The 23,655-nt window shown below is 72.2% G+C and carries 22 protein-coding genes; 15 read left to right on the forward strand and 7 right to left on the reverse strand.

Features of this window, described 5'->3' with window-relative positions; genetic code table 11:
* Positions 1–13: 13 nt before the first annotated feature.
* Complete coding sequence (gene tkt / locus ACILQ5_RS10320; RefSeq protein WP_395657911.1) at positions 14–2,116, reverse strand: transketolase; 2,103 nt, start codon at positions 2,114–2,116, stop codon at positions 14–16.
* Positions 2,117–2,229: 113 nt separating this feature from the next.
* On the opposite strand from tkt, the gene ACILQ5_RS10325 reads away from it, so the two are divergent.
* Positions 2,230–3,174, forward strand: a complete 945-nt coding sequence (locus ACILQ5_RS10325) for a heme o synthase (RefSeq protein ID WP_395657912.1) — start codon at positions 2,230–2,232, stop codon at positions 3,172–3,174.
* 132 nt (positions 3,175–3,306) lie between these two features.
* Here ACILQ5_RS10325 and ACILQ5_RS10330 read toward each other — a convergent pair whose 3' ends face one another.
* The 4 genes from ACILQ5_RS10330 to ACILQ5_RS10345 form a co-directional block, all read right to left on the reverse strand.
* Entirely contained in the window at positions 3,307–4,227 is a 921-nt protein-coding gene (locus ACILQ5_RS10330) for a heme A synthase (RefSeq protein WP_395657913.1), read from the reverse strand.
* Positions 4,218–4,982 carry an ABC transporter permease gene (locus ACILQ5_RS10335; protein WP_395657914.1) on the reverse strand — a complete coding sequence of 255 codons (765 nt, stop codon included), beginning with the start codon at positions 4,980–4,982 and terminating at the stop codon, positions 4,218–4,220. The genes ACILQ5_RS10330 and ACILQ5_RS10335 overlap by 10 nt, the downstream gene beginning before the upstream one ends.
* Positions 4,979–5,920 (reverse strand): ABC transporter ATP-binding protein, encoded by a 942-nt coding sequence (locus ACILQ5_RS10340; RefSeq protein ID WP_395658046.1) that lies wholly within the window; start codon positions 5,918–5,920, stop codon positions 4,979–4,981. The genes ACILQ5_RS10335 and ACILQ5_RS10340 overlap by 4 nt, the downstream gene beginning before the upstream one ends.
* Before the next feature lie 72 nt (positions 5,921–5,992).
* On the reverse strand, positions 5,993–8,308 hold the full coding sequence (locus ACILQ5_RS10345) for a xanthine dehydrogenase family protein molybdopterin-binding subunit (protein ID WP_395657915.1): 2,316 nt from the start codon (positions 8,306–8,308) through the stop codon (positions 5,993–5,995).
* Positions 8,309–8,428: 120 nt separating this feature from the next.
* Between ACILQ5_RS10345 and ACILQ5_RS10350 the strand changes: the two genes are divergently transcribed.
* The 9 genes from ACILQ5_RS10350 to ACILQ5_RS10390 all read left to right on the forward strand — a co-directional run bounded on the left by ACILQ5_RS10350 (position 8,429) and on the right by ACILQ5_RS10390 (position 15,838).
* Positions 8,429–9,133, forward strand: coding sequence for a helix-turn-helix transcriptional regulator (locus ACILQ5_RS10350; protein ID WP_395657916.1), 705 nt, complete (start codon positions 8,429–8,431; stop codon positions 9,131–9,133).
* Complete coding sequence (gene sufB / locus ACILQ5_RS10355) at positions 9,133–10,551, forward strand: Fe-S cluster assembly protein SufB (RefSeq protein ID WP_395657917.1); 1,419 nt, start codon at positions 9,133–9,135, stop codon at positions 10,549–10,551. The genes ACILQ5_RS10350 and sufB overlap by 1 nt, the downstream gene beginning before the upstream one ends.
* Before the next feature lie 152 nt (positions 10,552–10,703).
* Positions 10,704–11,888: a Fe-S cluster assembly protein SufD gene (sufD, locus tag ACILQ5_RS10360; protein WP_407077006.1), complete on the forward strand. Its 1,185-nt coding sequence runs from the start codon at positions 10,704–10,706 to the stop codon at positions 11,886–11,888.
* Positions 11,885–12,220: a non-heme iron oxygenase ferredoxin subunit gene (locus ACILQ5_RS10365; protein ID WP_395657919.1), complete on the forward strand. Its 336-nt coding sequence runs from the start codon at positions 11,885–11,887 to the stop codon at positions 12,218–12,220. The genes sufD and ACILQ5_RS10365 overlap by 4 nt, the downstream gene beginning before the upstream one ends.
* Positions 12,217–12,975: a Fe-S cluster assembly ATPase SufC gene (gene sufC / locus ACILQ5_RS10370; protein ID WP_395657920.1), complete on the forward strand. Its 759-nt coding sequence runs from the start codon at positions 12,217–12,219 to the stop codon at positions 12,973–12,975. Before ACILQ5_RS10365 ends, sufC begins: the two co-directional genes overlap by 4 nt.
* Before the next feature lies 1 nt (position 12,976).
* On the forward strand, positions 12,977–14,248 hold the full coding sequence (locus tag ACILQ5_RS10375; RefSeq protein ID WP_395657921.1) for a cysteine desulfurase: 1,272 nt from the start codon (positions 12,977–12,979) through the stop codon (positions 14,246–14,248).
* Between the two features lie 4 nt (positions 14,249–14,252).
* Positions 14,253–14,717, forward strand: coding sequence for a Fe-S cluster assembly sulfur transfer protein SufU (gene sufU / locus ACILQ5_RS10380; RefSeq protein WP_395657922.1), 465 nt, complete (start codon positions 14,253–14,255; stop codon positions 14,715–14,717).
* Positions 14,718–14,728: 11 nt separating this feature from the next.
* The gene (locus ACILQ5_RS10385) at positions 14,729–15,094 is read left to right on the forward strand and encodes a metal-sulfur cluster assembly factor (RefSeq protein WP_395657923.1); all 366 of its coding nucleotides are present in this window, start codon (positions 14,729–14,731) and stop codon (positions 15,092–15,094) included.
* 135 nt (positions 15,095–15,229) lie between these two features.
* Positions 15,230–15,838: an acVLRF1 family peptidyl-tRNA hydrolase gene (locus tag ACILQ5_RS10390; protein WP_395657924.1), complete on the forward strand. Its 609-nt coding sequence runs from the start codon at positions 15,230–15,232 to the stop codon at positions 15,836–15,838.
* Here the strand turns inward: ACILQ5_RS10390 and ACILQ5_RS10395 are convergent.
* Positions 15,835–16,461: a hypothetical protein gene (locus tag ACILQ5_RS10395; protein WP_395657925.1), complete on the reverse strand. Its 627-nt coding sequence runs from the start codon at positions 16,459–16,461 to the stop codon at positions 15,835–15,837. The genes ACILQ5_RS10390 and ACILQ5_RS10395 overlap by 4 nt on opposite strands.
* A gap of 204 nt (positions 16,462–16,665) precedes the next feature.
* Here ACILQ5_RS10395 and ACILQ5_RS10400 point away from each other — a divergent pair, with 204 nt between their 5' ends.
* The 3 genes from ACILQ5_RS10400 to ACILQ5_RS10410 are packed head-to-tail and all read left to right on the forward strand — an operon-like array spanning position 16,666 to position 20,070.
* The gene (locus tag ACILQ5_RS10400; RefSeq protein WP_395657926.1) at positions 16,666–17,583 is read left to right on the forward strand and encodes an ATP-binding cassette domain-containing protein; all 918 of its coding nucleotides are present in this window, start codon (positions 16,666–16,668) and stop codon (positions 17,581–17,583) included.
* Positions 17,580–19,151, forward strand: a complete 1,572-nt coding sequence (locus ACILQ5_RS10405) for an ABC transporter permease (RefSeq protein WP_395657927.1) — start codon at positions 17,580–17,582, stop codon at positions 19,149–19,151. The genes ACILQ5_RS10400 and ACILQ5_RS10405 overlap by 4 nt, the downstream gene beginning before the upstream one ends.
* A gap of 10 nt (positions 19,152–19,161) precedes the next feature.
* Positions 19,162–20,070 carry a phosphotransferase gene (locus ACILQ5_RS10410; RefSeq protein ID WP_395657928.1) on the forward strand — a complete coding sequence of 303 codons (909 nt, stop codon included), beginning with the start codon at positions 19,162–19,164 and terminating at the stop codon, positions 20,068–20,070.
* 15 nt (positions 20,071–20,085) lie between these two features.
* Here ACILQ5_RS10410 and ACILQ5_RS10415 read toward each other — a convergent pair whose 3' ends face one another.
* On the reverse strand, positions 20,086–21,048 hold the full coding sequence (locus ACILQ5_RS10415) for a neutral zinc metallopeptidase (RefSeq protein ID WP_395657929.1): 963 nt from the start codon (positions 21,046–21,048) through the stop codon (positions 20,086–20,088).
* A 140-nt stretch (positions 21,049–21,188) separates the two neighbouring features.
* On the opposite strand from ACILQ5_RS10415, the gene ACILQ5_RS10420 reads away from it, so the two are divergent.
* Positions 21,189–22,787 (forward strand): ABC-F family ATP-binding cassette domain-containing protein, encoded by a 1,599-nt coding sequence (locus ACILQ5_RS10420; protein WP_395657930.1) that lies wholly within the window; start codon positions 21,189–21,191, stop codon positions 22,785–22,787.
* Positions 22,788–22,835: 48 nt separating this feature from the next.
* Complete coding sequence (locus ACILQ5_RS10425) at positions 22,836–23,624, forward strand: enoyl-CoA hydratase/isomerase family protein (RefSeq protein ID WP_395657931.1); 789 nt, start codon at positions 22,836–22,838, stop codon at positions 23,622–23,624.
* Positions 23,625–23,655 lie beyond the last annotated feature (31 nt).

A 23,655-nucleotide genomic window follows, 5' to 3' on the forward strand; every position in this document is an offset into this window, starting at 1 on the left:
GGTCCGGCGTCGATCAGACGCCCGCCGCCAGGATCGAGTCGTGCGCGGCGGAGACCACGGCGTCGGCGGTGAGGCCGAACTCCTGGTAGATCCGGGCGTAGTCCGCCGAGGCGCCGTAGTGGTCGATCGAGATGATCCGGCCGTGGTCGCCGACGTACTCGCGCCAGCCCTGCTTGACGCCGGCCTCGACCGAGACCCGCGCCTTCACGATGGGCGGGAGCACGGTGTCGCGGTAGGACTGGTCCTGGTCCTCGAACCACTCCAGGCACGGCATCGACACGACGCGGGCCTGGACGCCCGCCTCGGCGAGCTTGGCACGCGCCTCGACGGCGATCTGCACCTCCGAGCCGGTGCCGATCAGGATGACGTCGGGGGTGCCGCCCTCGGCGTCGAGCAGGACGTAGCCGCCGCGGTGCACCTCGCTGGTCTCGGCGAACCCGTCCTCGCCGCGCGGGAAGACCGGCACGTTCTGGCGGGTCAGGGCGAGGGCGGCGGGCCGGTCGGTGTGGCCCAGGACCGTGAACCAGCAGGCGGCCGTCTCGTTGGCGTCCGCCGGGCGCACGACGTCGAGGCCCGGCATCGCGCGCAGGGCGGCGAGGTGCTCGATCGGCTGGTGGGTCGGACCGTCCTCGCCCAGGCCGATCGAGTCGTGCGTCCAGACGTAGGTCACCGGGAGCTGGCTCAGGGCCGCGACCCGGACGGCGCCGCGCATGTAGTCGGAGAACGTGAGGAACGTCCCGCCGAAGACCCGGGTGAGGGCGTCGGCGGCGATGCCGTTCATGATCGCGCCCATCCCGTGCTCGCGGATGCCGAAGTGGAGCACCCGACCCTGGTAGGGGTCGGCCTTCCACTCCTCGACACCGCGGTCGGCCGGGAGGAACGACGGCGCCGACTTGATCGTGGTGTTGTTGGAGCCCGCGAGGTCGGCCGAGCCGCCCCACAGCTCGGGCATCAGCGGCGCGAGGGCGTTGATGACCTCGCTCGACGCGACGCGGGTGGCGACACCCTTGGTGCTGGCCTCGAAGGTCGGGAGCGCCTCCTCGAGCCCCTCGGGGAGGGTGCGGGCCTTCAGCCGGTGCAGGAGCGTGGCCTTGTCGGGGTTGGCGTCCGCCCAGGCGGCGTACTGCTCGTCCCAGGCCGCGCCCCACGCGGCACCTCGCTCGCTGAGCCTGCGGGTGTGGGCGAGCACGTCCTCCGGCACCTGGAACGTGAGGTCCGGGTCCCAGCCGAGGACCTTCTTGGTGGCCGCGACCTCCTCGTCGCCCAGGGCGCTGCCGTGGGCCTTCTCGGTGCCCTGCGCGTTCGGGGCCGGCCACGCGATGATCGTGTCGAGCACGATGAGGGACGGCCGGTCCTTCACCTTGCCCGCGGCGGTGATGGCGTCGTAGAGGGCGGGGACGTCCTCGACGTACTTCTTGCCGCCGTTGGTCCAGTCGACGACCTGCACGTGCCAGCCGTAGGCCTCGTAGCGGGCCGCCACGTCCTCGGTGAACGCGATGTCGGTGTTGCCCTCGATCGAGATCCGGTTGCGGTCGTAGATGACGGTCAGGTTGCCGAGCTGCTGGGTGCCGGCGATCGAGCTGGCCTCGCCGCTGACGCCCTCCTGGAGGTCGCCGTCGGAGCAGAGTGCGTAGACGTGGTGGTCGAAGAGGCTCTTGCCGGGCGCCGCGTCGGGGTCGAGCAGGCCGTGGACGCGCCGGGCCGACATCGCCATGCCGACGGCGTTCGCGACGCCCTGGCCGAGCGGGCCGGTCGTGACCTCGACACCCGCGGTGTGGTGGAGCTCGGGGTGGCCCGGGGTCTTGGAGCCCCAGGTGCGCAGCGCCTTGAGGTCCTCGAGCTCGAGGCCGAAGCCGCCGAGGTAGAGCTGGGTGTAGAGGGTGATGCTCGAGTGGCCGCAGGAGAGCACGAAGCGGTCCCGGGCGATCCAGCGCGAGTCCGCGGGGTCGTGCCGCATCACCTTCTGGAAGAGGAGGTAGGCCGCCGGCGCGAGGCTCATCGCGGTGCCGGGGTGGCCGTTGCCGACCTTCTGCACGGCGTCCATCGCGAGCACCCGAGCCGTGTCCACCGCCTTCTCGTCGAGGTCGGTCCAGTCGAGTCGAGCGGTCTGCGTCACAGGGTTCCTTTCAGGGGGCTACGGCCAACCCCGAGCGTACTCATGACGGGGGCTAGACTCCCACCCGTCCAATGCCGTGATCCGGTACCCGCATTCCCCGCCCGAGGAACCTCGTGACGTACGTCGGCCAGTCGGCCTCCGCTGCTCAGCAGCCAGCGGTGGAGCGGGCGACCGTCAAGGACGTCGTGGCGGCGTACGTCGGCCTCACCAAGCCCCGGGTCATCGAGCTGCTGCTGCTCACGACGGTGCCGGTGATGTTCTACGCCGCGCGCGGTGTCCCCGACCTCGGGTTGGTCGTGGCGACCGTGATCGGCGGCACGTTCTCGGCCGGGTCGGCGTCGGTCTTCAACTGCGTCTACGACCGCGACATCGACGAGCAGATGCGAAGGACCCGGCGACGCGCACTGCCCCGACACATCGTGTCGCCGAGGTCCGCGCTGGTCTTCGGGTTCGTGCTCGGCATCGCCTCGACGGTGATCCTCTACGTCTGGGTGAACCCGCTCTCGGCCCTGCTGGCGGTGCTGGCCAACGCGTTCTACGTCTTCGGCTACACGATGCTGCTCAAGCGGCGCACCACCCAGAACATCGTCTGGGGCGGGATCGCCGGCTGCTTCCCGACCCTGATCGGGTGGACGGCGGTCACCGGGTCGCTGTCCTGGACGCCGGTCGTGCTGTTCCTGGTGGTGTTCTTCTGGACGCCGCCGCACACCTGGGCGCTCGCGCTGCGCTACCGCGAGGACTACGCGAACGTCGACGTCCCGATGCTGCCGGTGGTCGCCTCCGCCCGCACCGTCGGCCGGCAGGTCGTCATCTACAGCTGGCTGATGGTCGCCACCTCGCTGCTCCTGTGGCCGGTCGCGGACACCGGGCTGTTCTACCCGGTCGCCGCCGCCGTGCTGGGCGCCGTGTTCCTGCTCGAGGCCTACCGCATGTGGGCCCGCGCCCGGGGCACCGAGAGCCTCGCGGTGATCCAGCCGATGCGGCTGTTCCACACCTCGAACCTCTACCTGTCGCTGCTGTTCGTGGCCGTCGCGCTCGACCCGCTGATCAGCCGCTGACCCTCGTCGACGAAAAATGTCTGCACCCGAGGCAACCGATCGGGCCGCGACCTCGTCTAGGTGAGTGACGGCGGCCTGCCCGGCCACGGGGGACGGGCGGCCGGCCGTCGCCAACGTGCGGCCCGGCGAGACTCAGCCGACCTGGCTCGGCACCCGCTCGGACGGCCGGGACGAGCGCGCGGGCTCGCGGACCTGGATCAGCGCCCAGGTGACGGTCGCGGAGATGAGCGCGGCACCGAGCATGTGGAGCGCGACCAGCACGACCGGCAGCTCGGTGAAGTACTGCACGAAGCCGACGGCGCCCTGGGCGACCTCGACGACGAGCAGCCAGACGACCGCGGTCCGGGTGGCGCGGGGGTACCCGCCGGCGAGCACGGCGAACAGCAGCCCGAGCGTGAGGCCGACGAAGAGGAACACCAGGTCGGCGTGCAGCTGGCTCATCTGCAGGGGCGAGAGGCCGTTGCGGTCCGAGCTCGCGTCGCCGGCGTGCGGCCCGGAGCCGGTGACCACGGTGCCGACGTACAGGACCGCCCAGGCGGCGGCGAAGGTCGCCCACGCGAGCCCGACGACGGCGCCGCGGGGTGCGACCTCGGGCGCCGGGTGGGAGACGCGCTGCAGGAACAGGACGGCGACGTCGATGATCACCAGCGAGCAGATCAGGTGGAGCGAGACGATCCACGGGTTCAGGTCGGTGAGGACCGTGATCCCGCCGATCACCGCCTGGGCCGGGATGCCGAGCGCCATCACCAGCGCCAGGCGGCGCAGGTCGCGGCGGCCGGACTGCCAGGCGGCCACGAAGGTGCCGACGGCGACCGCCACCAGCACGTAGGTGAGCATCCGGTTGCCGAACTCGATCGCCTGGTGCACGTCGTACGCCCCGTGCGGGGTGAAGGACTCTTCGGTGCACCGCGGCCAGGTCGGGCAGCCCAGGCCGGACCCGGTGAGGCGGACCACCCCGCCGGTCACCACGATCACGCAGTTCGCGATGATCGAGGCCCAGGCCCAGCCGATCAGCCAGTCGTCGAGACGCTTGAGGCGCGCCGTCACTCCCACTTGAAGGTCCTTGCCGTGAGGGTCGTGCCGACCGCGGCCCAGCCGCAGAGCACGAGGAGGTCGCGCCACGAGGTGACGCCGTCGATGAGCGCAGCGCGCATCGCGCTGCCCAGCGCCCCCGAGGGCAGCCACCGCACCACGTCGCCGAACGCGCCGTACGCCGAGATCGGCAGCACGACCGCGCCGCCGGCGAGCAGCAGCAGGTAGACGAGGTTGGCCGCGGCCAGGGTGGCCTCGGCGCGGAGGACGCCCGCGAGGAACAGCCCGAGCGCCGCGAACGCCGCCGTGCCGGTCACCACCGCGAGCAGGAAGCCCAGCACGTCCGGGGTCGGGTCCCAGCCCAGCGCCAGGGCGACCGCGCCGATGACGACGACCTGGAGCGCCTCGACGAGCAGCAGCGCCCCGACCTTCCCCATGAGCAGACCGGAGCGGGGGAGCGGCGAGGCGCCGAGGCGCTTGATCACGCCGTAGCGGCGCTCGAAGCCGGTCGCGATCGCCAGCGAGGTGAAGGCGGTCGACATGATCGCCAGGGCGAGGACGCCGGGGGTGAACACGTCGACCGGGTCGTGGTCGAGGGAGAGCCCGAGGTGCTCGGAGCCGGTGACCCCGCCGATCAGCACGATGACCGGGATCACCACCGCGAGCAGGAGCTGCTCGCCGTTGCGCAGCATCAGCCGCGCCTCCATCCGGGCCTGGGCCCGGACCTGGCGCGCCAGCGGGGCGGCCCCGGGCAGCGGCGTGAAGGTCCCGGTCACGAGGCCGCGTCCTCGGCCGTGGTGCGGAGCACCTCGTCCGGGCCGACGGCGAGCCCCCGGCCGGTCAGCTGGAGGAACACGTCCTCGAGGTTGCGCTGACCCAGCGTGAGGGACTCCGGGAGCACGTCGTTGGCCTCGCACCAGCGCGACACCCGGGCGAGCGTCGAGGCGTCGGCCGGCCCGGTGACGAGCAGGCTGACCTCGTCGAGCTGGGTCACCTCGGTCCCGGCGCCGAGCGCGGCGCGCAGCGAGTCCGGGGCACCGGGCGGGAACGGCCGGGTGACCACCAGCCGGATGGTCGCGTGCGTGCCGCCGCGGGTCAGCTCCAGCGGCGACCCCGAGGCGATCAGCCGGCCCTGGTCGATGATGTGGATGTGGTCCGCGAGCCGCTCGGCCTCGTCCATGTAGTGGGTGGTCAGCACCACCGTGACGCCGTCGCCGCGCAGCTCCTCGAGCAGCGCCCACGTCGTGCGGCGGGCCTGCGGGTCCATCCCGGCCGTCGGCTCGTCGACGAACACGATCTCGGGGCGGCCGACGATCGCCATCGCGAGACCGAGGCGCTGCTGCTGGCCCCCGCTCAGCCGGCGGTACGGCGTCCGCCCGCAGTCGCCCAGGCCCAGCCGCTCGGAGAGCATCGCGGTGTCGAGCGGGTGCGCGTGGAGACGGGCGACGTGCTCGAGCATCTCCATCGCCCGCACGCCGCTCCACGCCCCGCCGCCCTGCAGCATCACGCCGATCCGGGGGAGCAGCGCGTGGCGGTCGTGCACCGGGTCGAGCCCGAGCACGCGAACCGACCCTTGCTGGGGCTTCCGGTAGCCCTCGCAGGTCTCGAGCGTGGTGGTCTTCCCGGCCCCGTTCGGACCGAGGACCGCGGTGATGGTCGCCCGCTCGACGGCGAGCGAGAGCCCGTCGACGGCGACCTTGTCGCCGTACCGCATCACCAGGCCGTCGACCTCGACGGCGGGAGCGGTCTCAGCAGTCACGCACCGAGTCTAGGAACGTGCGCCGGGTCACACCTCGGCGCCCTCGGTGACCGACGACCCGGCCGAGTCCGGCGCGATGGCGTCGAAGGCGGCCGGCGGCTCGCGCCACAGGTCGGGGAGGGTCCCGGAGCGGGCCTGCTGGACCGCGCGCCAGACCCGCTCCGGCGTGCAGGGCAGGTCGAGGTGGCGGACGCCGAGGTGGCTGAGCGCGTCGACGACCGCGTTCTGCACGGCGGGCGTGGCCCCGACGGTCGCGGACTCGCCGATCCCCTTGGCACCCAGCGGGTTGAGCGGCGTGGGGGTCTCGGTGGTCGACACCTCCAGCCGGATCGCGTCGGCGGCCGTCGGGATCGCGTAGTCGACGAACGACGACGTGAGCGGCGTCCCGTCGTCGTCGTACTGCATGTGCTCCCAGAGGGCCTGCGAGATGCCCTGGAGCGCGCCGCCGTGCTGCTGGCCCTCGACGAGCAGCGGGCTCAGGACCGTCCCGCAGTCGTCGACCGCGACGTGCCGCAGCGGGGTGACCTGCCCGGTCTCGGTGTCGACCTCGACGACCGAGACGTGCGCCCCGAACGGGAAGGTGGCGCCGCGGCTGGTGAAGTCGTGGGTGCTCGACAGGCCGCCGACCCGGCCGGCGACCTCGGCCCAGGTGACGCTCGCGCCGGTGCCGCGGACACCGAGGCCGCCGTCGACGACCTCCACGTCGGCCGCCGCCGCCTCCAGGAGCTCGGCAGCGACCTCGCGGGCCCGCTCCAGGACCTCGTCCGCCGCGCCCCCGACGGCGCTGCCGCCGAGCTGCAGCGAGCGCGACCCGCCGGTGCCGCCGCCGGTGCGCACCCGCGCCGTGTCGGACTGGACGAACGAGATCCGGTCCATCGGGATCCCGAGGCGGTCCGACACGATCATCGCGAACGCCGTCGCATGTCCCTGCCCGTGCGAGGAGGTCCCGGCGGTGACCGTCGCGGAGCCGTCCTCGTGCACCTCGACCGCCCCCAGCTCGGTGCCGCCGAACCCGGTGATCTCGACGTACGTCGACAGCCCGATGCCGAGCAGTCGCGTCTCGCCAGCGTCGCGACGCCGGCGCTGCTCGGCGCGGAGCGCGTCGACGTCGGCGATGCGCAGCGCCTCCCGCAGCGGCAGGTCGAAGTCGCCGACGTCGTAGCGGGCACCGGTGCGCGTGCGGTAGGGGAAGGCGTCCGTCGGCACCAGGTTGCGTCGCCGGATCTCCTCGGGCTCGAGGCCGACCTCGTCGGCCGCGACGTCCATCAGCCGCTCGACGAGCGCCGCCGCCTCCGGCCGGCCGGCGCCACGGAACGCGCCCATCGGCGTGGTGTTGGTGAGCGCGGCGATGGCGGCGTACCGGATCTCCGGGATCTCGTACACGCCCTGGCTCATCAGGTAGGTGCCGCCGAGGACGAAGGATCCGCCGAACCCGGCGTACGCGCCGCTGTCACCGACCAGGCGGAGCCGGAGCCCGAGGATGTGCCCGGCGGCGTCCAGCCCCATCTCGGCGTACTGCACCTGGCCGCGGCTGTGCATCGAGAGCATCGTCTCGCTGCGGGTCTCGGTCCACTTCACGGGTCGGCCGAGCATCCGGGCCGCCGCGACCACCGCGCCGTGCTCGGCGGTCACGCCGGCCTTGCCGCCGAAGGCCCCGCCCACGTGGGGCGCGACGACCCGGACCCGCTCCGGCGGCAGCCCGGTGAACCGGGCGATCTGGTCGCGGGCGCCGTGCGGCTGCTGGGTCGCGACGTGCACGGTCAGCACGTCCTCGCCGGGGCGCACGACGATCGTGTGCCCCTCCATCGGGGCGGTGGCGACCCGCTGGTTCTCCATCCGGACCCGGACCACGTGCGCGGCGCCGGTCCACGGCTCGGCCTGGTCGTCGTCCTTGCGCGAGCCCGCGATGTTGCTGCCCCGCTCCTCGAACTGGAGCGGAGCGCCGGGCTCCAGGGCGGCCTCCATGTCGGTCACCGCGGGGAGCGGGTGGTAGTCGACGTCGACGAGCTCGGCCGCGTCGACCGCGGCCGCCCGCGACCCGGCGACGACGAGGGCGACCGGGTCACCGACGTACCGGACCTTGTCCCGCGCGAGCGGGTAGCGCTCGATCCGCTCGTCGACGACCGCGAACGGCGGGAACGCGCGGTCGGCGACGTCGGCCCCGGTCAGGACGGCCACGACGCCGGGGGCGGCCGTCGCCTCGGACGTGTCGACGGCGGTGATCCGCGCGTGCGCGAACGGGCTGCGGACGAAGACGGCGTGCAGCAGGCCGTCCTCCTGCTGGTTGTCGACGAAGGTCGACCTCCCGACGAGGAGGTCGGGGTCCTCGACGCGTCGGACCATGGTCCCCAAGATCGATCCAGGCACGCGACGACCCTATGTCGCGGGTGGGAGGCCCCTGCGGCCCACGGGTAAGGCATGCCTTACTTGAACGGCCACGACCAATAACGGCACACTGACGTTGTGGAATTGGACGAGAGGCCCGTCACCGGGCACGACCAGCCGACGCGTGAGCGCGTGGCCCGGTCGATCCTCGTCAACGGACCCTCGACCGCGGCCGTGCTGGCCGGGCGGCTGGACCTCACCCCGGCCGCCGTCCGCCGCCACCTCGACCAGCTGCTCGAGGAGGGTGCCGTCGAGGCGCGCGAGCCGCGCAGCCAGGCCGTCCGCGGGCGCGGCCGGCCGGCGAAGGTCTTCGCCCTGACCGAGGGCGGACGCGACCGGTTCGACCAGCAGTACGACGACCTGGCCGTGCAGGCGCTCCGGTTCCTGCGCGAGACCGGGGGTGACGACGCCGTCCGGGAGTTCGCGACCCGCCGGGCCTCGTTCATCCAGGACCGCTTCGAGGACGTCCGCGCGGAGCACCCCGAGCTCGGGTCGGCTGAGGTGCTGGCCAAGATCTTCACCGACGAGGGGTACGCCGCCGCGGTCCGCGAGCTGCCGGTGGGGGAGCAGCTGTGCCAGCAGCACTGCCCGGTCTCCCACGTCGCCCACGAGTTCCCGCAGCTGTGCGAGGCCGAGACCGAGGCGATCAGCCAGGTGCTCGGCCGCCACGTGCAGCGCCTGGCGACCATCGCCCACGGCGACGGCGTCTGCACCACCTGCATCCCCACCCTGCCGATCCACGACATGCCCACGACCACCGACAAGAAGGAGCGGGTCAGCTGATGACCTCCATCGAGGAACTCAACCCGGAGCTCAAGGGCATCGGCCGCTACGAGTTCGGCTGGGCCGACAAGGACGACGCCGGCGCCACGGCCAAGCGCGGTCTGAACGAGGACGTCGTCCGCGACATCTCCGGCAAGAAGAGCGAGCCGCAGTGGATGCTCGACCTGCGACTCAAGGGCCTCAAGCTCTTCGGTCGCAAGCCGATGCCCTCCTGGGGCTCGGACCTGTCCGGCATCGACTTCGACAACATCAAGTACTTCGTGCGCTCCAGCGAGAAGCAGGCCGCGACCTGGGACGACCTCCCCGAGGAGATCAAGAACACCTACGACCGGCTCGGCATCCCGGAGGCGGAGAAGCAGCGCCTGGTCTCGGGTGTCGCGGCGCAGTACGAGTCCGAGGTCGTCTACCACTCGATCCGCGAGGACCTCGAGGCCCAGGGCGTGCTGTTCCTCGACACCGACACCGCGCTCAAGGAGCAGCCTGAGCTGTTCCAGGAGTACTTCGGCACCGTGATCCCGGTCGGCGACAACAAGTTCGCCGCGCTCAACACCGCGGTCTGGTCCGGCGGCTCGTTCATCTACGTGCCGAAGGGCGTGCACGTCGACATCCCGCTGCAGGCCTACTTCCGGATCAACACCGAGAACATGGGCCAGTTCGAGCGGACCCTGATCATCGTCGACGAGGACGCCTACGTGCACTACGTCGAGGGCTGCACCGCGCCGATCTACAGCTCGGACTCGCTGCACTCCGCGGTCGTCGAGATCATCGTCAAGAAGGGCGGCCGCTGCCGCTACACGACCATCCAGAACTGGTCGAACAACGTCTACAACCTCGTGACCAAGCGCGCGACCTGCGAGGCCGGCGCGACCATGGAGTGGGTCGACGGCAACATCGGCTCCAAGGTGACGATGAAGTACCCGGCCGTCTACCTGATGGGCGAGCACGCCAAGGGCGAGACGCTGTCGATCGCGTTCGCCGGCGAGGGCCAGCACCAGGACGCCGGCGCCAAGATGGTGCACGCGGCGCCGCACACCTCGTCCTCGATCCTGTCGAAGTCGGTCGCGCGGGGCGGCGGGCGGACGTCGTACCGCGGGCTGATCCAGATCAACGAGGGCGCGCACGGCTCGAAGTCCAACGTGCTGTGCGACGCGCTGCTCGTCGACCAGATCTCGCGCTCGGACACTTACCCCTACGTCGACATCCGCGAGGACGACGTGTCGATGGGGCACGAGGCCAGCGTCTCCAAGGTCTCCGACGACCAGCTCTTCTACCTGATGTCCCGGGGCATGGAGCAGGACGAGGCGATGGCGATGATCGTGCGCGGCTTCGTCGAGCCGATCGCCAAGGAGCTGCCGATGGAGTACGCCCTCGAGCTCAACCGCCTCATCGAGCTGCAGATGGAGGGGGCCGTGGGCTGACCCGTCTCGCTCCGCTCGCCGTGCCGGCCCCCGGAGACTCGCGTGTCGTCGCTTCGCTCCGCCACGCGGGCCCCCACCTGGGCCACCGCGGTCTGTGGTCACCGTGACGTGGTTGCGGCCCTGCCCTCCCGAAGGAAGAAAGAGAAACACTCTTGACTGTGACTGATGCTGCTCGTGAGAGCGTCACCGCCGCCCTGGAGCAGGGGCCGGTGGAGAGCCATCTGAACCCGGCGCCGTCGTACGACCTGGAGGACCACCCGGTCCCGACCGGGCGCGAGGAGGTGTGGCGGTTCACGCCGCTCAAGCGCCTGCGGGGGATCCTCGACGGCGAGGCCTCCGATGCGACGCTCACCTGGGACACGACGATCCCCGAGGGCGTGACGCTCTCGAGGATCACCGCCGACGAGGCGCGTGACCTGGGCGAGCTGGGGCCGAACGACCGCCCAGCCGCGCTGGCCGTGGCCCGCGCCGACGGCGCCGTCCTGCTCGACGTCCCGGCCGACCAGGTCGTGGCGGAGCCGGTCGTGCTGCGCCTCACCGGCGAGTCGGTCGACGACCTGGTGTGGGGACGGCTGCTGTTCCGCGTCGGCGCGCACGCCGAGGTGACGATCGTCCTGGTGCACACCGGCTCGGCGCGCTACTCGGCGATCTCGAGCTTCCTGGTCGGCGACGGCGCGAAGGTCAACGTGCTCAGCCTGCAGGACTGGGACGACGACGCGGTCCACCTCGGCCGCGACGCCATCCGCGTCGGCCGCGACGCCAGCGTCCAGCACACCTCGATCTCCTTCGGCGGCGACCTGGTCCGGATGCACGCCAACGTCGAGTACGCCGGCCCGGGCGGCTCGGCCGAGCTGCTCGGCCTCTACTTCGCCGACGAGGGCCAGCACCTCGAGCACCGCCTCTTCGCCGACCACAACGCGCCGAAGACCCGCAGCCACGTCGTCTACAAGGGCGCGCTGCAGGGCCAGGGCGCCCACACCGTCTGGATCGGCAACGTGCTGATCCGCAAGGTCGCCGAGGGCATCGAGACCTACGAGGAGAACCGCAACCTCGTGCTCACCGACGGCTGCCAGGCCGACTCGGTGCCCAACCTCGAGATCGAGACGGGCGAGATCGAGGGCGCCGGCCACGCGTCCGCGACCGCCCGGTTCGACGACGAGCAGCTGTTCTATCTGCGCTCGCGGGGCGTGTCGGAGAAGGAGGCCCAGCGCCTCGTCGTGCACGGCTTCTTCAACGACCTGATCCGCAAGGTCGGCGTCCCCTCCATCGAGGAGCGGCTGCTCACCACCGTCGAGGACGAGCTGGCCAAGAACGTGCTGAAGGAGACCTCGTCATGACGTTCGAGCGCGCGTGCGCGCTCGCCGAGGTCCCCGAGGACGAGGCCCTCGGCGTCACCATCGGCGCCTACGACGTCGCCGTGGCCCGCCACGACGACGAGGTCTTCGCGATCCAGGACCTCTGCTCGCACGCCGCAGTCGCTCTCAGCGAGGGCGAGGTCGCCGACTGCACGGTCGAGTGCTGGCTGCACGGCTCCCGCTTCGACCTCCGCACCGGCAAGCCCACCGGCCTGCCGGCCACCGAACCCGTCGCGACCTTCCCCGTGGAGGTCCGCGGCACCGACGTCTACGTCGACACCACCACCACCCTGAACGGAGTCACCCCCTCATGAGCGAGCTCGTCATCAAGGACCTGCAGGTGTCCGTGGACACCGAGGACGGTCCCAAGGAGATCCTCAAGGGCGTCACGCTGACCATCCGCGACGGCGAGACCCACGCGATCATGGGCCCCAACGGGTCCGGCAAGTCCACGCTGGCCTACTCGGTCGCCGGCCACCCGAAGTACACCGTCACCGGCGGCTCGGTCACGCTCGACGGCGAGGACGTGCTGGCGATGTCGGTCGACGAGCGCGCCCGCGCGGGCCTGTTCCTCGCGATGCAGTACCCCGTCGAGGTGCCCGGCGTGTCGGTCTCGAACTTCCTGCGGACCGCCAAGACCGCCATCGACGGCGAGGCGCCGAAGCTGCGCACCTGGGTCAAGGACGTCAACGCCGCTCTCGAGCAGCTCAACCTCGACCCGACGTTCGGCACCCGCTCGGTCAACGAGGGCTTCTCCGGCGGCGAGAAGAAGCGCCACGAGATCGCCCAGCTCGAGCTCCTGGACCCGAAGGTCGCGATCCTCGACGAGACCGACTCCGGCCTCGACATCGACGCGCTCAAGGTGGTCTCGGAGGGCGTCAACCGCTTCCGGACGCGCGAGGGCAAGGGCGTCCTGCTGATCACGCACTACACGCGGATCCTGCGCTACATCAAGCCCGACCACGTTCACGTCTTCGTCGACGGCAAGGTCGCGGAGTCCGGTGGCTCCGAGCTCGCCGAGCAGCTCGAGGCCGAGGGGTACGAGAAGTACCTCGGCGCCGGGGTCTGACATGACCACGACGCAGCTGCCCGGACTCCTCCCCGAGCTGGAGGTGATCCGCGCGGACTTCCCGATCCTCGAGCGGACCCTCGCGGGCGGGCTGCCGCTGGTCTACCTCGACAGCGCGAACACCTCGCAGAAGCCGCAGGTCGTCATCGACACGATGGTCGACCACCTCGAGCGCCACAACGCGAACGTCGCCCGGGCGATGCACCAGCTCGGCGCGGAGTCCTCCGAGGCGTTCGAGGCCGCGCGCGACAAGGTCGCCGGGTTCATCCATGCGCCGAGCCGCGACGAGGTGATCTTCACCAAGAACGCCTCCGAGGCGCTCAACCTGGTGGCGAACACCCTCGCCTGGGCCCGCGGCGACCTCGAGATCGGTCCCGGTGACGAGGTCGTCATCACCGAGATGGAGCACCACTCCAACATCGTGCCGTGGCAGCTCCTGACCGAGCGCAAGGGCGCCACCCTGCGGTGGTTCGGGCTCACCGACGACGGCCGTCTCGACCTCGGCGACATCGACTCGCTGATCAACGAGCGGACCAAGGTGGTCTCGCTGACCTGGGTCTCCAACATGCTCGGCACCGTCAACCCGGTCGCCGAGATCGCCCGTCGGGCGCACGAGGTCGGCGCGATCGTCGTCCTCGACGCCTCGCAGGCCACACCCCAGCTCCCGGTCGACGTCGTCGCCTCGGGGGCCGACCTGCTGGCCTTCACCGGCCACAAGACGGTCGGACCCACGGGCATCGGCGTGCTCTGGGGCCGGCGCGCGGTGCTCGACCAGCTGCCGCCGTTCCTCGGGGGCGGCGAGATGATCGAGACGGTGCGCATGGAGCGGTCGACGTACGCCCCGATCCCGCACAAGTTCGAGGCCGGCACCCCGCCGATCGTCGAGGCGGTCGGTCTCGGCGCGGCGGTCGACTACCTCTCGGCGGTCGGCATGGAGGCGATCCACCGGCACGAGCAGACCATCACGGCGTACGCCCTGGAGGGTCTGGCCACCATCCCCGGCCTCACCGTCCTCGGCCCGCTCGACGCCGCCGAGCGTGGGGGAGCGGTGTCGTTCGAGATCGAGGGCGTGCACCCGCACGACGTCGCGCAGGTGCTCGACTCCCGCGGCGTCGCGGTCCGTGCCGGCCACCACTGCGCCAAGCCGGCGCACGCGCGGTTCGGCGTGCAGAGCTCGACCCGGATGTCGTCGTACCTCTACACGACGCCCGCCGAGATCGACGCGCTCGTCGAGGGCCTGGAATACACCCGCTCCTACTTCAAGTTGGGTTGAGGCGATGACCCAAGAGCTCGACAACCTGTACCAGGAGATCATCCTGGACCACTACAAGAACCCCCACCACCGAGGGCTGCGTGACCCCTTCGAGGCGGAGGTGCATCACGTCAACCCGACCTGCGGCGACGAGGTGACGCTGCGCGTCCACGTCGCGGCCGGCGCCGACGGCGTGCCCCGCGTCGAGGACGTCTCGTACGACGCCGTGGGCTGCTCGATCTCGCAGGCGTCCGCGTCGGTCCTGACCGACCTCGTCATCGGCAAGCCGGTCGACGAGGCGATGTCGATCCACGAGACGTTCCTGACCCTGATGCAGGGAAAGGGCACCGTGGAGCCGGACGAGGACGTCCTGGAGGACGGCATCGCGTTCGCCGGTGTCGCCAAGTTCCCCGCGCGCGTGAAGTGCGCACTGCTGTCCTGGATGGCCTGGAAGGACGCCACCGCGCGCTCCCTGGAGGGCTCGAACTGATGGAGGAAGCCATGGCTGACCACAGCGACCTGCCCGAGGTGCCCGAGGCCACCGGCGGGGGCGTCTCGACGGTGTCCGTCGACGACGTCACCGAGGCGATGAAGGACGTCGTCGACCCCGAGCTCGGCATCAACGTCGTCGACCTCGGCCTGGTCTACGGCGTGCACCTCGACGAGGGCACCAACGTCGTCATCGACATGACGCTGACCTCGGCGGCCTGCCCGCTGACCGACGTGATCCAGGACCAGACCAACTCCGCCCTCGAGGGCCTGGTCAACGACGTCGCGATCAACTGGGTCTGGATGCCCCCGTGGGGCCCGGACAAGATCACCCCCGACGGTCGCGAGCAGTTGCGCGCCCTCGGCTTCAACGTCTGATTCCGCCTGCCCGGCACGCACGCACGCGGCGTTGGGGTGCTCGACGACCCGCTTCGCTCCACGGTCGCCTTCGCGTCCCCGCCGTGCGAGCGCACGCACCGGACGACCGGAATCCGGCCGTCGTAGTCTCACCGCATGCCAGTCGTCCTCGTCCCCGCGGACCGGGTGGCCCGCTGGGTGGAGAACTTCACCGACCGCCACGGCGGTGCCGAACTGGCGGTCGACGGCGGAGCGTTCACGGGGCTGGCCGAGGACGGCAGCACCTTCACCGCCCGCCTCCCCTTCGCCGAGGGGTACGGCGGCAGCGCGGACGCGAGCGCCTTCGCGGCCGCCGTCCGGGCGCCTGACGACTGGGGCGTGCTGCTGGTGCGCAAGGGCGGGTTCGCGGTCGCCCGGCTGCACGGGGCGGCCGTCGTCGACAGCAAGGTCGGCCAGCGGCACGTCCAGGGGCGCACCAAGGCCGGCGGGCAGAGCCAGCAGCGGTTCGCCCGGCGCCGGGACAACCAGGCCCGCCAGGCCTACGAGGCGGCCGCCGACCACGCAGCGCGGATCCTGGCCGGGCTCCTCGGACCGCTGGTCACCGGGGGCGACCACACGGCCGTCGAGGAGGTGCTCGCCGACCCGCGGTTCCGGGAGGTGGACGTGGCGGGTCCCTGGCTCGCCGTCCCGGACCCGAGGCGGGGCGTGCTGGAGCAGGCGGTCCGCGACGCCTGCTCCGTCCGCGTCGAGGTGGACAACGCCTAGCCGCAGTAGGTCGCGTCCTGGGTGCCGGAGATGCCGTGCCAGGCGCGCTCCATCGGCTTCTCCCACCGCTGCGTGACGGCCGCGAACGCCCGCGGGGTGCGGATCGGGTCACCGGGCGGGTTGGTGGAGCGCGCGCGGACGACGGTGATCCGCAACGTGACCGCGTCCTTCGCGGTGCCGGCCCAGCAGGCGGAGGCACGCTTCTTGGTCCGGGCGACCGCGTCGGTGACCTCGTCGCCGACCCGCTCGCCGCCGTAGCGGAAGGCGACCGTCGGCACGTAGCCCGCGCCACCGTCCCACGGGGCGAGCACGGTGACGCTGAGGCCGTGGGTCCGGCTGGTCGGGATGCTCCAGGAGGCCGTGCCGTGCCGGACGGTGCGTCCCTTCGACTGCCACACCTGCTCGCGTCCGTCGAGCGCCTGGGTGAGCCTGATGTCGCAGCCGTTGCAGCCGGTGAACCTCATCGTGAGATGCGTGCGGGGTACGTCGGCCCGGGCCGCCTCGGGCGGCCCGGTCGGAGCGCCCGCGGTCGCGGATCCGGCAGCGAGTGAGGTGGCGATCGCGGCGGCGAGCGTGGTGGCGAGCGTGGTGGTCAGAGCGGCGGTGCGAGCCCGAGAGAACATGTCCCGTCCTTCGTCAGCGGCCCGGCCGGTCCGGGCGTCACGGGGGAGACGCGCGGCCGGCTCGGTTTGTTGCCGGCCCGCGCAGGTGGGGACACGACGGCCGCGACCTCCAGGACCGCGACGCTCCAGGACAGGGACCTCGGGCACGTCGATCTGCACCCTCTGCCCCTGCGCACCCGAGGTCGCCGGCGTTACCGTCGAGGGGTGACCGACGGACCTGTCATCGAGATCAGCGGCCTGGTGAAGTCGTTCGGCAAGGTCCGGGCGCTCGACGGGCTGGACCTGACGGTCAGCGCCGGCGAGGTGCACGGCTTCCTCGGCCCGAACGGCGCCGGCAAGTCGACCACGATCCGGGTCCTCCTGGGCCTGCTGCGCAAGGACGCGGGGGAGGTGCGGCTCTTCGGCGCCGACCCGTGGGCCGACGCGGCCGAGCTGCACCGACGCCTCGCGTACGTGCCCGGGGACGTGAACCTGTGGCCGAACCTCACCGGCGGGGAGGTCATCGACCTGCTCGGCCGGCTGCGCGGGGGAGTGGACCGGTCGCGGCGCGACCGGCTGCTCGAGGCGTTCGAGCTCGACCCGACCAAGAAGGGACGCAGCTACTCCAAGGGCAACCGGCAGAAGGTCGCGCTCGTCGCCGCGCTCGCCACCGACGTCGAGCTGCTGGTCCTCGACGAACCGACCTCGGGGCTCGACCCGCTGATGGAGTCCGTCTTCCGCCGCGAGGTCGACGCGCTCCGTGACGAGGGGCACTCGGTCCTGCTGTCCAGCCACATCCTCGAGGAGGTCGAGCGGCTCTGCGACCGGGTGAGCATCATCCGCGCCGGCCGCTGCGTGGAGTCCGGGACCCTCGCGGACCTCCGGCACCTCACCCGGACCTCGATCACGGCCGACCTCCGCAGCGTCGCGACCGGGCTGGACGCGCTGCCGGGCGTGCACGACGTCGAGGTCGACGGGCACCGGGTCCACCTGGAGGTGGACAGCACGGCGCTCGACCCGGTGCTCGACGCGCTCCAGGCCGCGGGCGTCGAGTCGCTGACCAGCCAGCCGCCGACGCTGGAGGACCTGTTCCTGCGGCACTACGGCGACCAGGTGGAGCCGGGGGCCGAGGCCGACACGTGACCGGCACCCTCACCTTCCTGCGCGTGTTCCTGAGGCGGGACCGCTGGTTCTACCTGTGGTTCGGCCTCGGCACGGCTCTGCTCTACGTCAGCCAGGGCTGGAGCGTGGACGGCCTGTACACCACCCAGGCCGAGTTCGACCGGGCCGCCGCCGGGATGGGGGACAACGCGGCGTTCGTCGCGATGGCCGGGCCGGCGCGGGCGCTGAACACCACCGGGGGCCAGGTCGCCTGGCAGGCGTCCGCCTTCGGGGCGGTCGTCGTCGGCCTGATGGTGATGTTCATCGTCGGGCGGCACACCCGCGCCGAGGAGGAGACCGGTCGCGACGAGCTGCTGCGAGCCGCTCCCGTCGGGCGGTACGCGACGAGCGCCGCGGCGCTGCTCGACGCCCTGCTGGCGAGCGTCGTGGTGGGCCTCCTGGTCGCGGCCAGCCTGATCGCCTACGGGCTCGCCACCGCTGACTCGCTCGGGCTGGGGGTCGGGGTCGCCGGCTGTGGGTGGTTCTTCGCCGGTACGGCGCTGCTGGCGGCGCAGCTGTCCTCGAGTGCCCGCGGCACCTACGGGCTCGCGGGCACCGTCATCGGCCTGTCGTACGGCCTCCGAGCGGTGGGGGACGTCAGCGCGCCCGTGCTGAGCTGGCTGTCGCCGATCGGCTGGTACCAGGCCATGCATGCCTTCTCCGGCCTGCGGTGGTGGCCGCTGCTGCTCCTCGTCGTCGGCGCGGCGGTGGCTGCTGCCGTGGCGTTCGCCGTCTTCGACCGGCGCGACTACGGATCGGGCGTGCTGGCGACGCGACCGGGCCCGGCCCGCGCGGGTCGAGGGCTCCGCAGCGGGCTCGGTCTCGCCTGGAACCTCCAGCGCCCGGCCTTCCTCGGCTGGGCCGTCGGGATGTTCGTCTTCAGCCTCGCGTTCGGGGTGATGGGCGACGACGTGGGTGACCTCGTCGGCGACTCCGACCTCAGCAAGGAGATGGTCTTCCAGGGCGGTGGGAACCTCGTCGACGCCTTCTACGCGACCATGCTCGCGATGCTCGCCCTCCTGGTGTGCGGGTACACGGTCTCGTCCGCGTTGCGGCCGCACGGCGAGGAGGAGGCGGGCCGCCTCGAACCTCTGCTCGCCACGGCCCTGCCGCGCTCCCGCTGGCTGGTCGGCCACGTCGCGATCACGGTCGTCGGCACGGTCGTGGTGCTGCTCCTGTGCGGCGTCGGGCTGGGGACGACGTACGCGCTGGTCACCGGCGACGGGAGCGCCGTGCTGCGCATGACGGCCGGCATGGCGTCGTACCTGCCGGCCTGCCTCGTGCTGAGCGGCACCGCCCGTCTGCTCCACGGCGCGGTACCACGCGCCTCGCAGGCCGCCTGGCTCCTGCTCCTGCTCGCCTCGGTGGTGCTCCTCTTCGGCGAGGTGCTGCGGCTGCCGCAGTGGTTCCAGGACCTCTCGCCGTTCGAGCACCTGGCGTTCGTGCCCGCCGAGCCCTTCGCCTGGGCGCCGTTCCTGGCGCTGAGCGCGCTCGCGCTGGTCCTGAGTGTCGCGGGCCAGCTCGCGTTCTGGAGGCGCGACATCCACTAGCGTGCGAGGCATGTGGCAGCCCCAGCCCGGCTGGCACCTGCTCCAGAGCGGGTCCGGTGGGTCCACGGTCGGTGTGTGGCGCACCGTGCTCGGCGACCAGGCCGTGGTCGTCAAGAGGATCGCCGCTCCGGCCGAGGGCGACCCGCCCGAGCTGTCCGAGCCGCGCCACTTCGCCTACTGGCGCCGCGCGGCCGACGTCGTCACGGCGGGCACCCTCGCGGACACCCCGGGGCTGCGCTCGCCGCGGCTGGCCGCGGTCGAGGAGGACGACGAGGGCGTCACGCTCACCGAGGAGTGGGTCGAGGACGCGGCGACCAGCGGGCTGTTCGTCGCGCACGCGCTGGGCAGGTTCGCCGGCTGCCACCTCACGCCCGCGCCGTGGCTGGCCCGCAACCACCTGCACGACCGGATGGCCCGGGTCGAGCGCAACGGCGGCTGGCGGACCCTGGCGCGGACGACGGTGGCCGACGTCGCCGACGTGCTGTGGGCCCGCCGCGCGGAGCTGCTGGCCGCGGCCGACGCGCTGGTCCAGGTGCCCGTCCACGGTGACGCCACCCCGGCCAACCTGCCCGGGCGCGAGGGCGACGACGTGCTCGCGGTGGACTGGGCGATGCTCGGGACCGGGCCGGTCGGCTCCGACCTCGGGTTCTACGCCCTCGCCGCGCGCGAGGAGCTCGAACCGCTGCTCGACGCCTACCTGATGGGTCTCCCGGACGGCCTCGCCACCCGCGAGGAGGTCACCCTCGGCGCCCGCGTCACCGCCGTCTACACCGTCCTCAACCGCGCCGAGTGGGCCCTCGCCCGGGTCGCCGGTGGTGAGGGAGCGCTGGCGGGGAAGTACCGGCACCCCGCCGTCGCGCCGCACCTGCGTGCCCTCCAGCGGCAGTTCCCGCACCTCGAGGCGCTCGTCGGGCGGTAGGGCGGGCGTTTCCGTTCAATTGCTGGGGAAGGGACCGGTGGGAGCGCGCCCAGGGGGCCGGACGGCGCAATAGGCCTCCAGCGAGCCCGAGCTGTAGCCGGTGCGGAACCACTGCACCCGCTCCTGCGACGAGCCGTGGGTCCACGAGTCGGGGTCCACCCCGCGGCCGGACTGCTGCTGGATCCGGTCGTCGCCCACGGCGGTGGCGGCGTCGATCGCCTGTTGCACGTCCTGCTGGGTCAGGTCGGAGATGAGCACGACGCCCTGCGCGTCCTCGGTCGAGGTGGCCGACCGCGCCCACATCCCGGCGTAGCAGTCGGCCTGGAGCTCCAGCTTGACGCTGTCGCTGTGCGGGCCCTGCTGGGTCTTCACCCGCCCCATCGTGCCGAGCAGGTTCTGGATGTGGTGGCCGTACTCGTGCGCCAGCACGTACGGCTCCACGAACGCGCCGCTCGGCCCGGCGAGCTGGCCCTGGAGGACGTCCTCGAAGAACGTGGTGTCGAGGTAGATGGTCTGGTCGCTCGGGCAGTAGAACGGGCCCACGTCGGCGGAGGCCTGGCCGCACCCGGTGGAGATCGCGCCGGTGAAGGTCTCGACCTTCTGCTCGGGCCGGAACGACGCGTCCGACTGGTCCGGCAGTGTCGAGGACCAGTAGTCGTAGAGCGAGTTCTCGACTGCGACCCGGGCGCAGTCGGTCGAGGAGTTCGCGTCCTCGCCGGTCTGGCAGCCGTCGTAGCGGCCGGTGTCGGACATCCGGCTGTCGTCGTAGCCGCCGCCGGACGAGCCGCCGCCGGGCAGCCCGCCCCCGAGCCACATCGACAGGCCGACGACGATGACCAGGATGATCAGCCCGCCCACGCCGCCGCCGGCGAGGCCGCCGGGGATCGGCAGCCCGCCGCCCCCGCCGGCGCGCGCCCCCGAACGACCGGCATCGCCCATCCGGCGGGTGTCGAGCCGCGCCTTGGGGTTGAACCGCATGCTGTCTCCTCGGGTGCTGCGCCGATGTCAGTCAGGACCGTACCCACATCTAGACTCTCTGCCCTCATGATCCCCTCCCCACGGAGTCGCGCGATTCCCCCGCTTCGCTCCTCCACCGCACGATTCCGCGGGGACCCCGGATGATCACCACTCACCGCCTGGAAGTCCGGGCCGGTGCCCGTCTGCTCATGGAGGACGTCAGCTTCCGCGTCGGACCCGGCGACAAGGTGGGCCTCGTGGGCCGCAACGGCGCCGGCAAGACCACGCTCACCAAGATCCTGGCCGGCGAGGCGCTGCCCGCGTCCGGCTCCGTGCAGGCCACCGGCGAGGTCGGCTACCTCCCGCAGGACCCCCGCACCGGCGACCCCGAGGTCCTGGCCCGCGACCGGATCCTGTCCGCCCGCGGCCTCGACGCCGCCGTACGCCGGCTGCGGCAGTCCGAGCTCGACATGGCCAGCGACGACCCGCAGGTCCGGGAGCGCGCGATGCGCCGGTACGAGCGCGCCGATGCCGAGCTGCACGCCGCGGGCGGGTACGCCGCGGAGTCCGAGGCGGCGCAGATCGCCCAGAGCCTCGGCATCGAGGAGCGGGTCCTCGCGCAGCCGCTCAAGACCCTCTCCGGAGGTCAGCGCCGGCGCGTCGAGCTGGCCCGCATCCTCTTCTCCGGCGCCGAGACCCTGCTGCTCGACGAGCCGACGAACCACCTCGACGCCGACTCGATCGTCTGGCTGCGCGACTTCCTCAAGGCGCACCGGGGCGGCCTGATCGTGATCAGCCACGACACCGGGCTGCTCGAGGCGACGGTCAACAAGGTGCTGCACCTCGACGCGAACCGGGCCGAGATCGACGTCTACAACATGGGCTGGACGGCGTACCTGACCCAGCGCGAGACCGACGAGAAGCGCCGCAAGCGCGAGCGGATGAACGCCGAGAACAAGGCGCGGACGCTCACCGACCAGGCGAACAAGATGCGCGCGAAGGCGACCAAGGCGCAGGCCGCGCAGTCGATGCTCAAGCGCGCGGAGAAGCTGCTCGCCGGTGTCGAGACCGAGCGGCAGTCCGACAAGGTCGCCCGGATCGCGTTCCCCAAGCCCGCACCGTGCGGCAAGACGCCCCTGACGGCGAGCGAGCTGTCGAAGTCCTACGGCTCGCTCGAGGTCTTCACCGACGTCGACCTCGCGATCGACCGGGGGTCGCGCGTGGTCATCCTCGGGCTCAACGGCGCGGGCAAGACGACGCTGCTGCGGATCCTGGCCGGGATCGACCGTCCCGACACCGGCGCCGTCGAGCCCGGGCACGGGCTCAAGCTCGGCTACTACGCCCAGGAGCACGAGACCCTCGACGTCGAGCGCACCGTCCTGGAGAACATGCAGAGCGCGGCGCCGCAGCTGACCGACACCGAGGCCCGCTCGGTGCTGGGGTCCTTCCTGTTCTCCGGCGACGACGCCTACAAGCCGGCGAAGGTGCTCTCCGGAGGTGAGAAGACCCGGCTGGCGCTCGCCTCGCTGGTCGTCTCCAGCGCCAACGTGCTGCTGCTCGACGAGCCGACCAACAACCTCGACCCCGCCTCGCGCGAGGAGGTGCTGGCGGCGATCCGCGCCTACGAGGGCGCCATCGTGCTGGTCACCCACGACGAGGGCGCCGTCCTGGCCCTGGAGCCGGACCGGGTGCTGATCCTGCCCGACGGGGTCGAGGACCTCTGGAACCCCGACTACGCCGACCTGGTGTCGCTGGCGTAGGCCTGCCTGGCCGCGGGTCCGGGGGAGGGCACCTCTATCGTGCGGAGCATGGACGCCTCCACCCTCGAGCGCGCCGGCCTGCAGTACGACGTGACCGGGCCGGTCGCCACGATCACCCTGCACCGCCCCGACGTGCGCAACGCCCAGACCCCCAGGATGTGGCGGGCGCTGGCCACCCTCGGGGCCGAGATCCCCGACGACGTACGCGTCGTCGTGGTGAAGGGCTCGGGCCACTCCTTCTCCGCCGGCCTCGACCGAGCGATGCTCGACCCGGCGAACACCTCCGGCGAGGAGTCGGTCGCCGGACTGCTCGCCCTCTCGGACGCCGAGCTGTCCGCGACGATCGACGACTACCAGCGCGGCTTCACGTTCCTGCGTGACCCGCGGTTCGTCTCGATCGCGGCGGTCCACGGCTACGCGATCGGCGCCGGCTTCCAGCTGGCGCTGTCCTGCGACCTGCGGGTGGTCGCCGACGACACGCAGTTCTGCATGAAGGAGTCGGCGCTGGGCCTGGTCCCGGACCTGACGGGAACAAAGCCGCTCGTGGAGTGCGTTGGGTACGCCAGAGCGCTGGAGATCTGCGCGACCGCCCGGATGGTGGGTGCGGCGGAGGCCGTGGACATCGGACTGGCGATCGCCGCCGTTCCGGTCGCCGAGCTGGACGCGTCGGTCGCAGACCTCGCGGGCGCCCTGACCGCCCCGATGGCCGGTGCGGTCCGGGAGACCAAGGCGCTGCTGCAAGGAGCGGCCGACCGCAGCCTCGACGAGCAGCGGCGGCTCGAGCGTGAGGCGCAGTCCCGGCGGTTCCGGGAGCTGGCCGCGTTGATGGGGGCCTGACAGCCGGGCCATGGGGTCCGACCGGGGCCGG

The sequence above is a fragment of the Nocardioides sp. genome (genome assembly GCF_044226305.1).
Taxonomy (GTDB): Bacteria; Actinomycetota; Actinomycetes; order Propionibacteriales; family Nocardioidaceae; genus Nocardioides.

Bases quoted from the DNA above. Each gene is read 5' to 3' on its own strand.
- ACILQ5_RS10345 (WP_395657915.1), bottom strand. From the start codon at position 8,308: ATGGTCCGACGCGTCGAGGACCCCGACCTCCTCGTCGGGAGGTCGACC.
- sufC (WP_395657920.1), top strand. From the start codon at position 12,217: ATGAGCGAGCTCGTCATCAAGGACCTGCAGGTGTCCGTGGACACCGAG.
- ACILQ5_RS10410 (WP_395657928.1), top strand. From the start codon at position 19,162: ATGTGGCAGCCCCAGCCCGGCTGGCACCTGCTCCAGAGCGGGTCCGGT.
- ACILQ5_RS10375 (WP_395657921.1), top strand. From the start codon at position 12,977: ATGACCACGACGCAGCTGCCCGGACTCCTCCCCGAGCTGGAGGTGATC.
- ACILQ5_RS10390 (WP_395657924.1), top strand. From the start codon at position 15,230: ATGCCAGTCGTCCTCGTCCCCGCGGACCGGGTGGCCCGCTGGGTGGAG.
- sufB (WP_395657917.1), top strand. From the start codon at position 9,133: ATGACCTCCATCGAGGAACTCAACCCGGAGCTCAAGGGCATCGGCCGC.
- ACILQ5_RS10420 (WP_395657930.1), top strand. From the start codon at position 21,189: ATGATCACCACTCACCGCCTGGAAGTCCGGGCCGGTGCCCGTCTGCTC.
- ACILQ5_RS10385 (WP_395657923.1), top strand. From the start codon at position 14,729: ATGGCTGACCACAGCGACCTGCCCGAGGTGCCCGAGGCCACCGGCGGG.
- ACILQ5_RS10340 (WP_395658046.1), bottom strand. From the start codon at position 5,920: ATGCGGTACGGCGACAAGGTCGCCGTCGACGGGCTCTCGCTCGCCGTC.
- ACILQ5_RS10415 (WP_395657929.1), bottom strand. From the start codon at position 21,048: ATGCGGTTCAACCCCAAGGCGCGGCTCGACACCCGCCGGATGGGCGAT.
- sufU (WP_395657922.1), top strand. From the start codon at position 14,253: ATGACCCAAGAGCTCGACAACCTGTACCAGGAGATCATCCTGGACCAC.
- ACILQ5_RS10365 (WP_395657919.1), top strand. From the start codon at position 11,885: ATGACGTTCGAGCGCGCGTGCGCGCTCGCCGAGGTCCCCGAGGACGAG.
- ACILQ5_RS10425 (WP_395657931.1), top strand. From the start codon at position 22,836: ATGGACGCCTCCACCCTCGAGCGCGCCGGCCTGCAGTACGACGTGACC.
- ACILQ5_RS10395 (WP_395657925.1), bottom strand. From the start codon at position 16,461: ATGTTCTCTCGGGCTCGCACCGCCGCTCTGACCACCACGCTCGCCACC.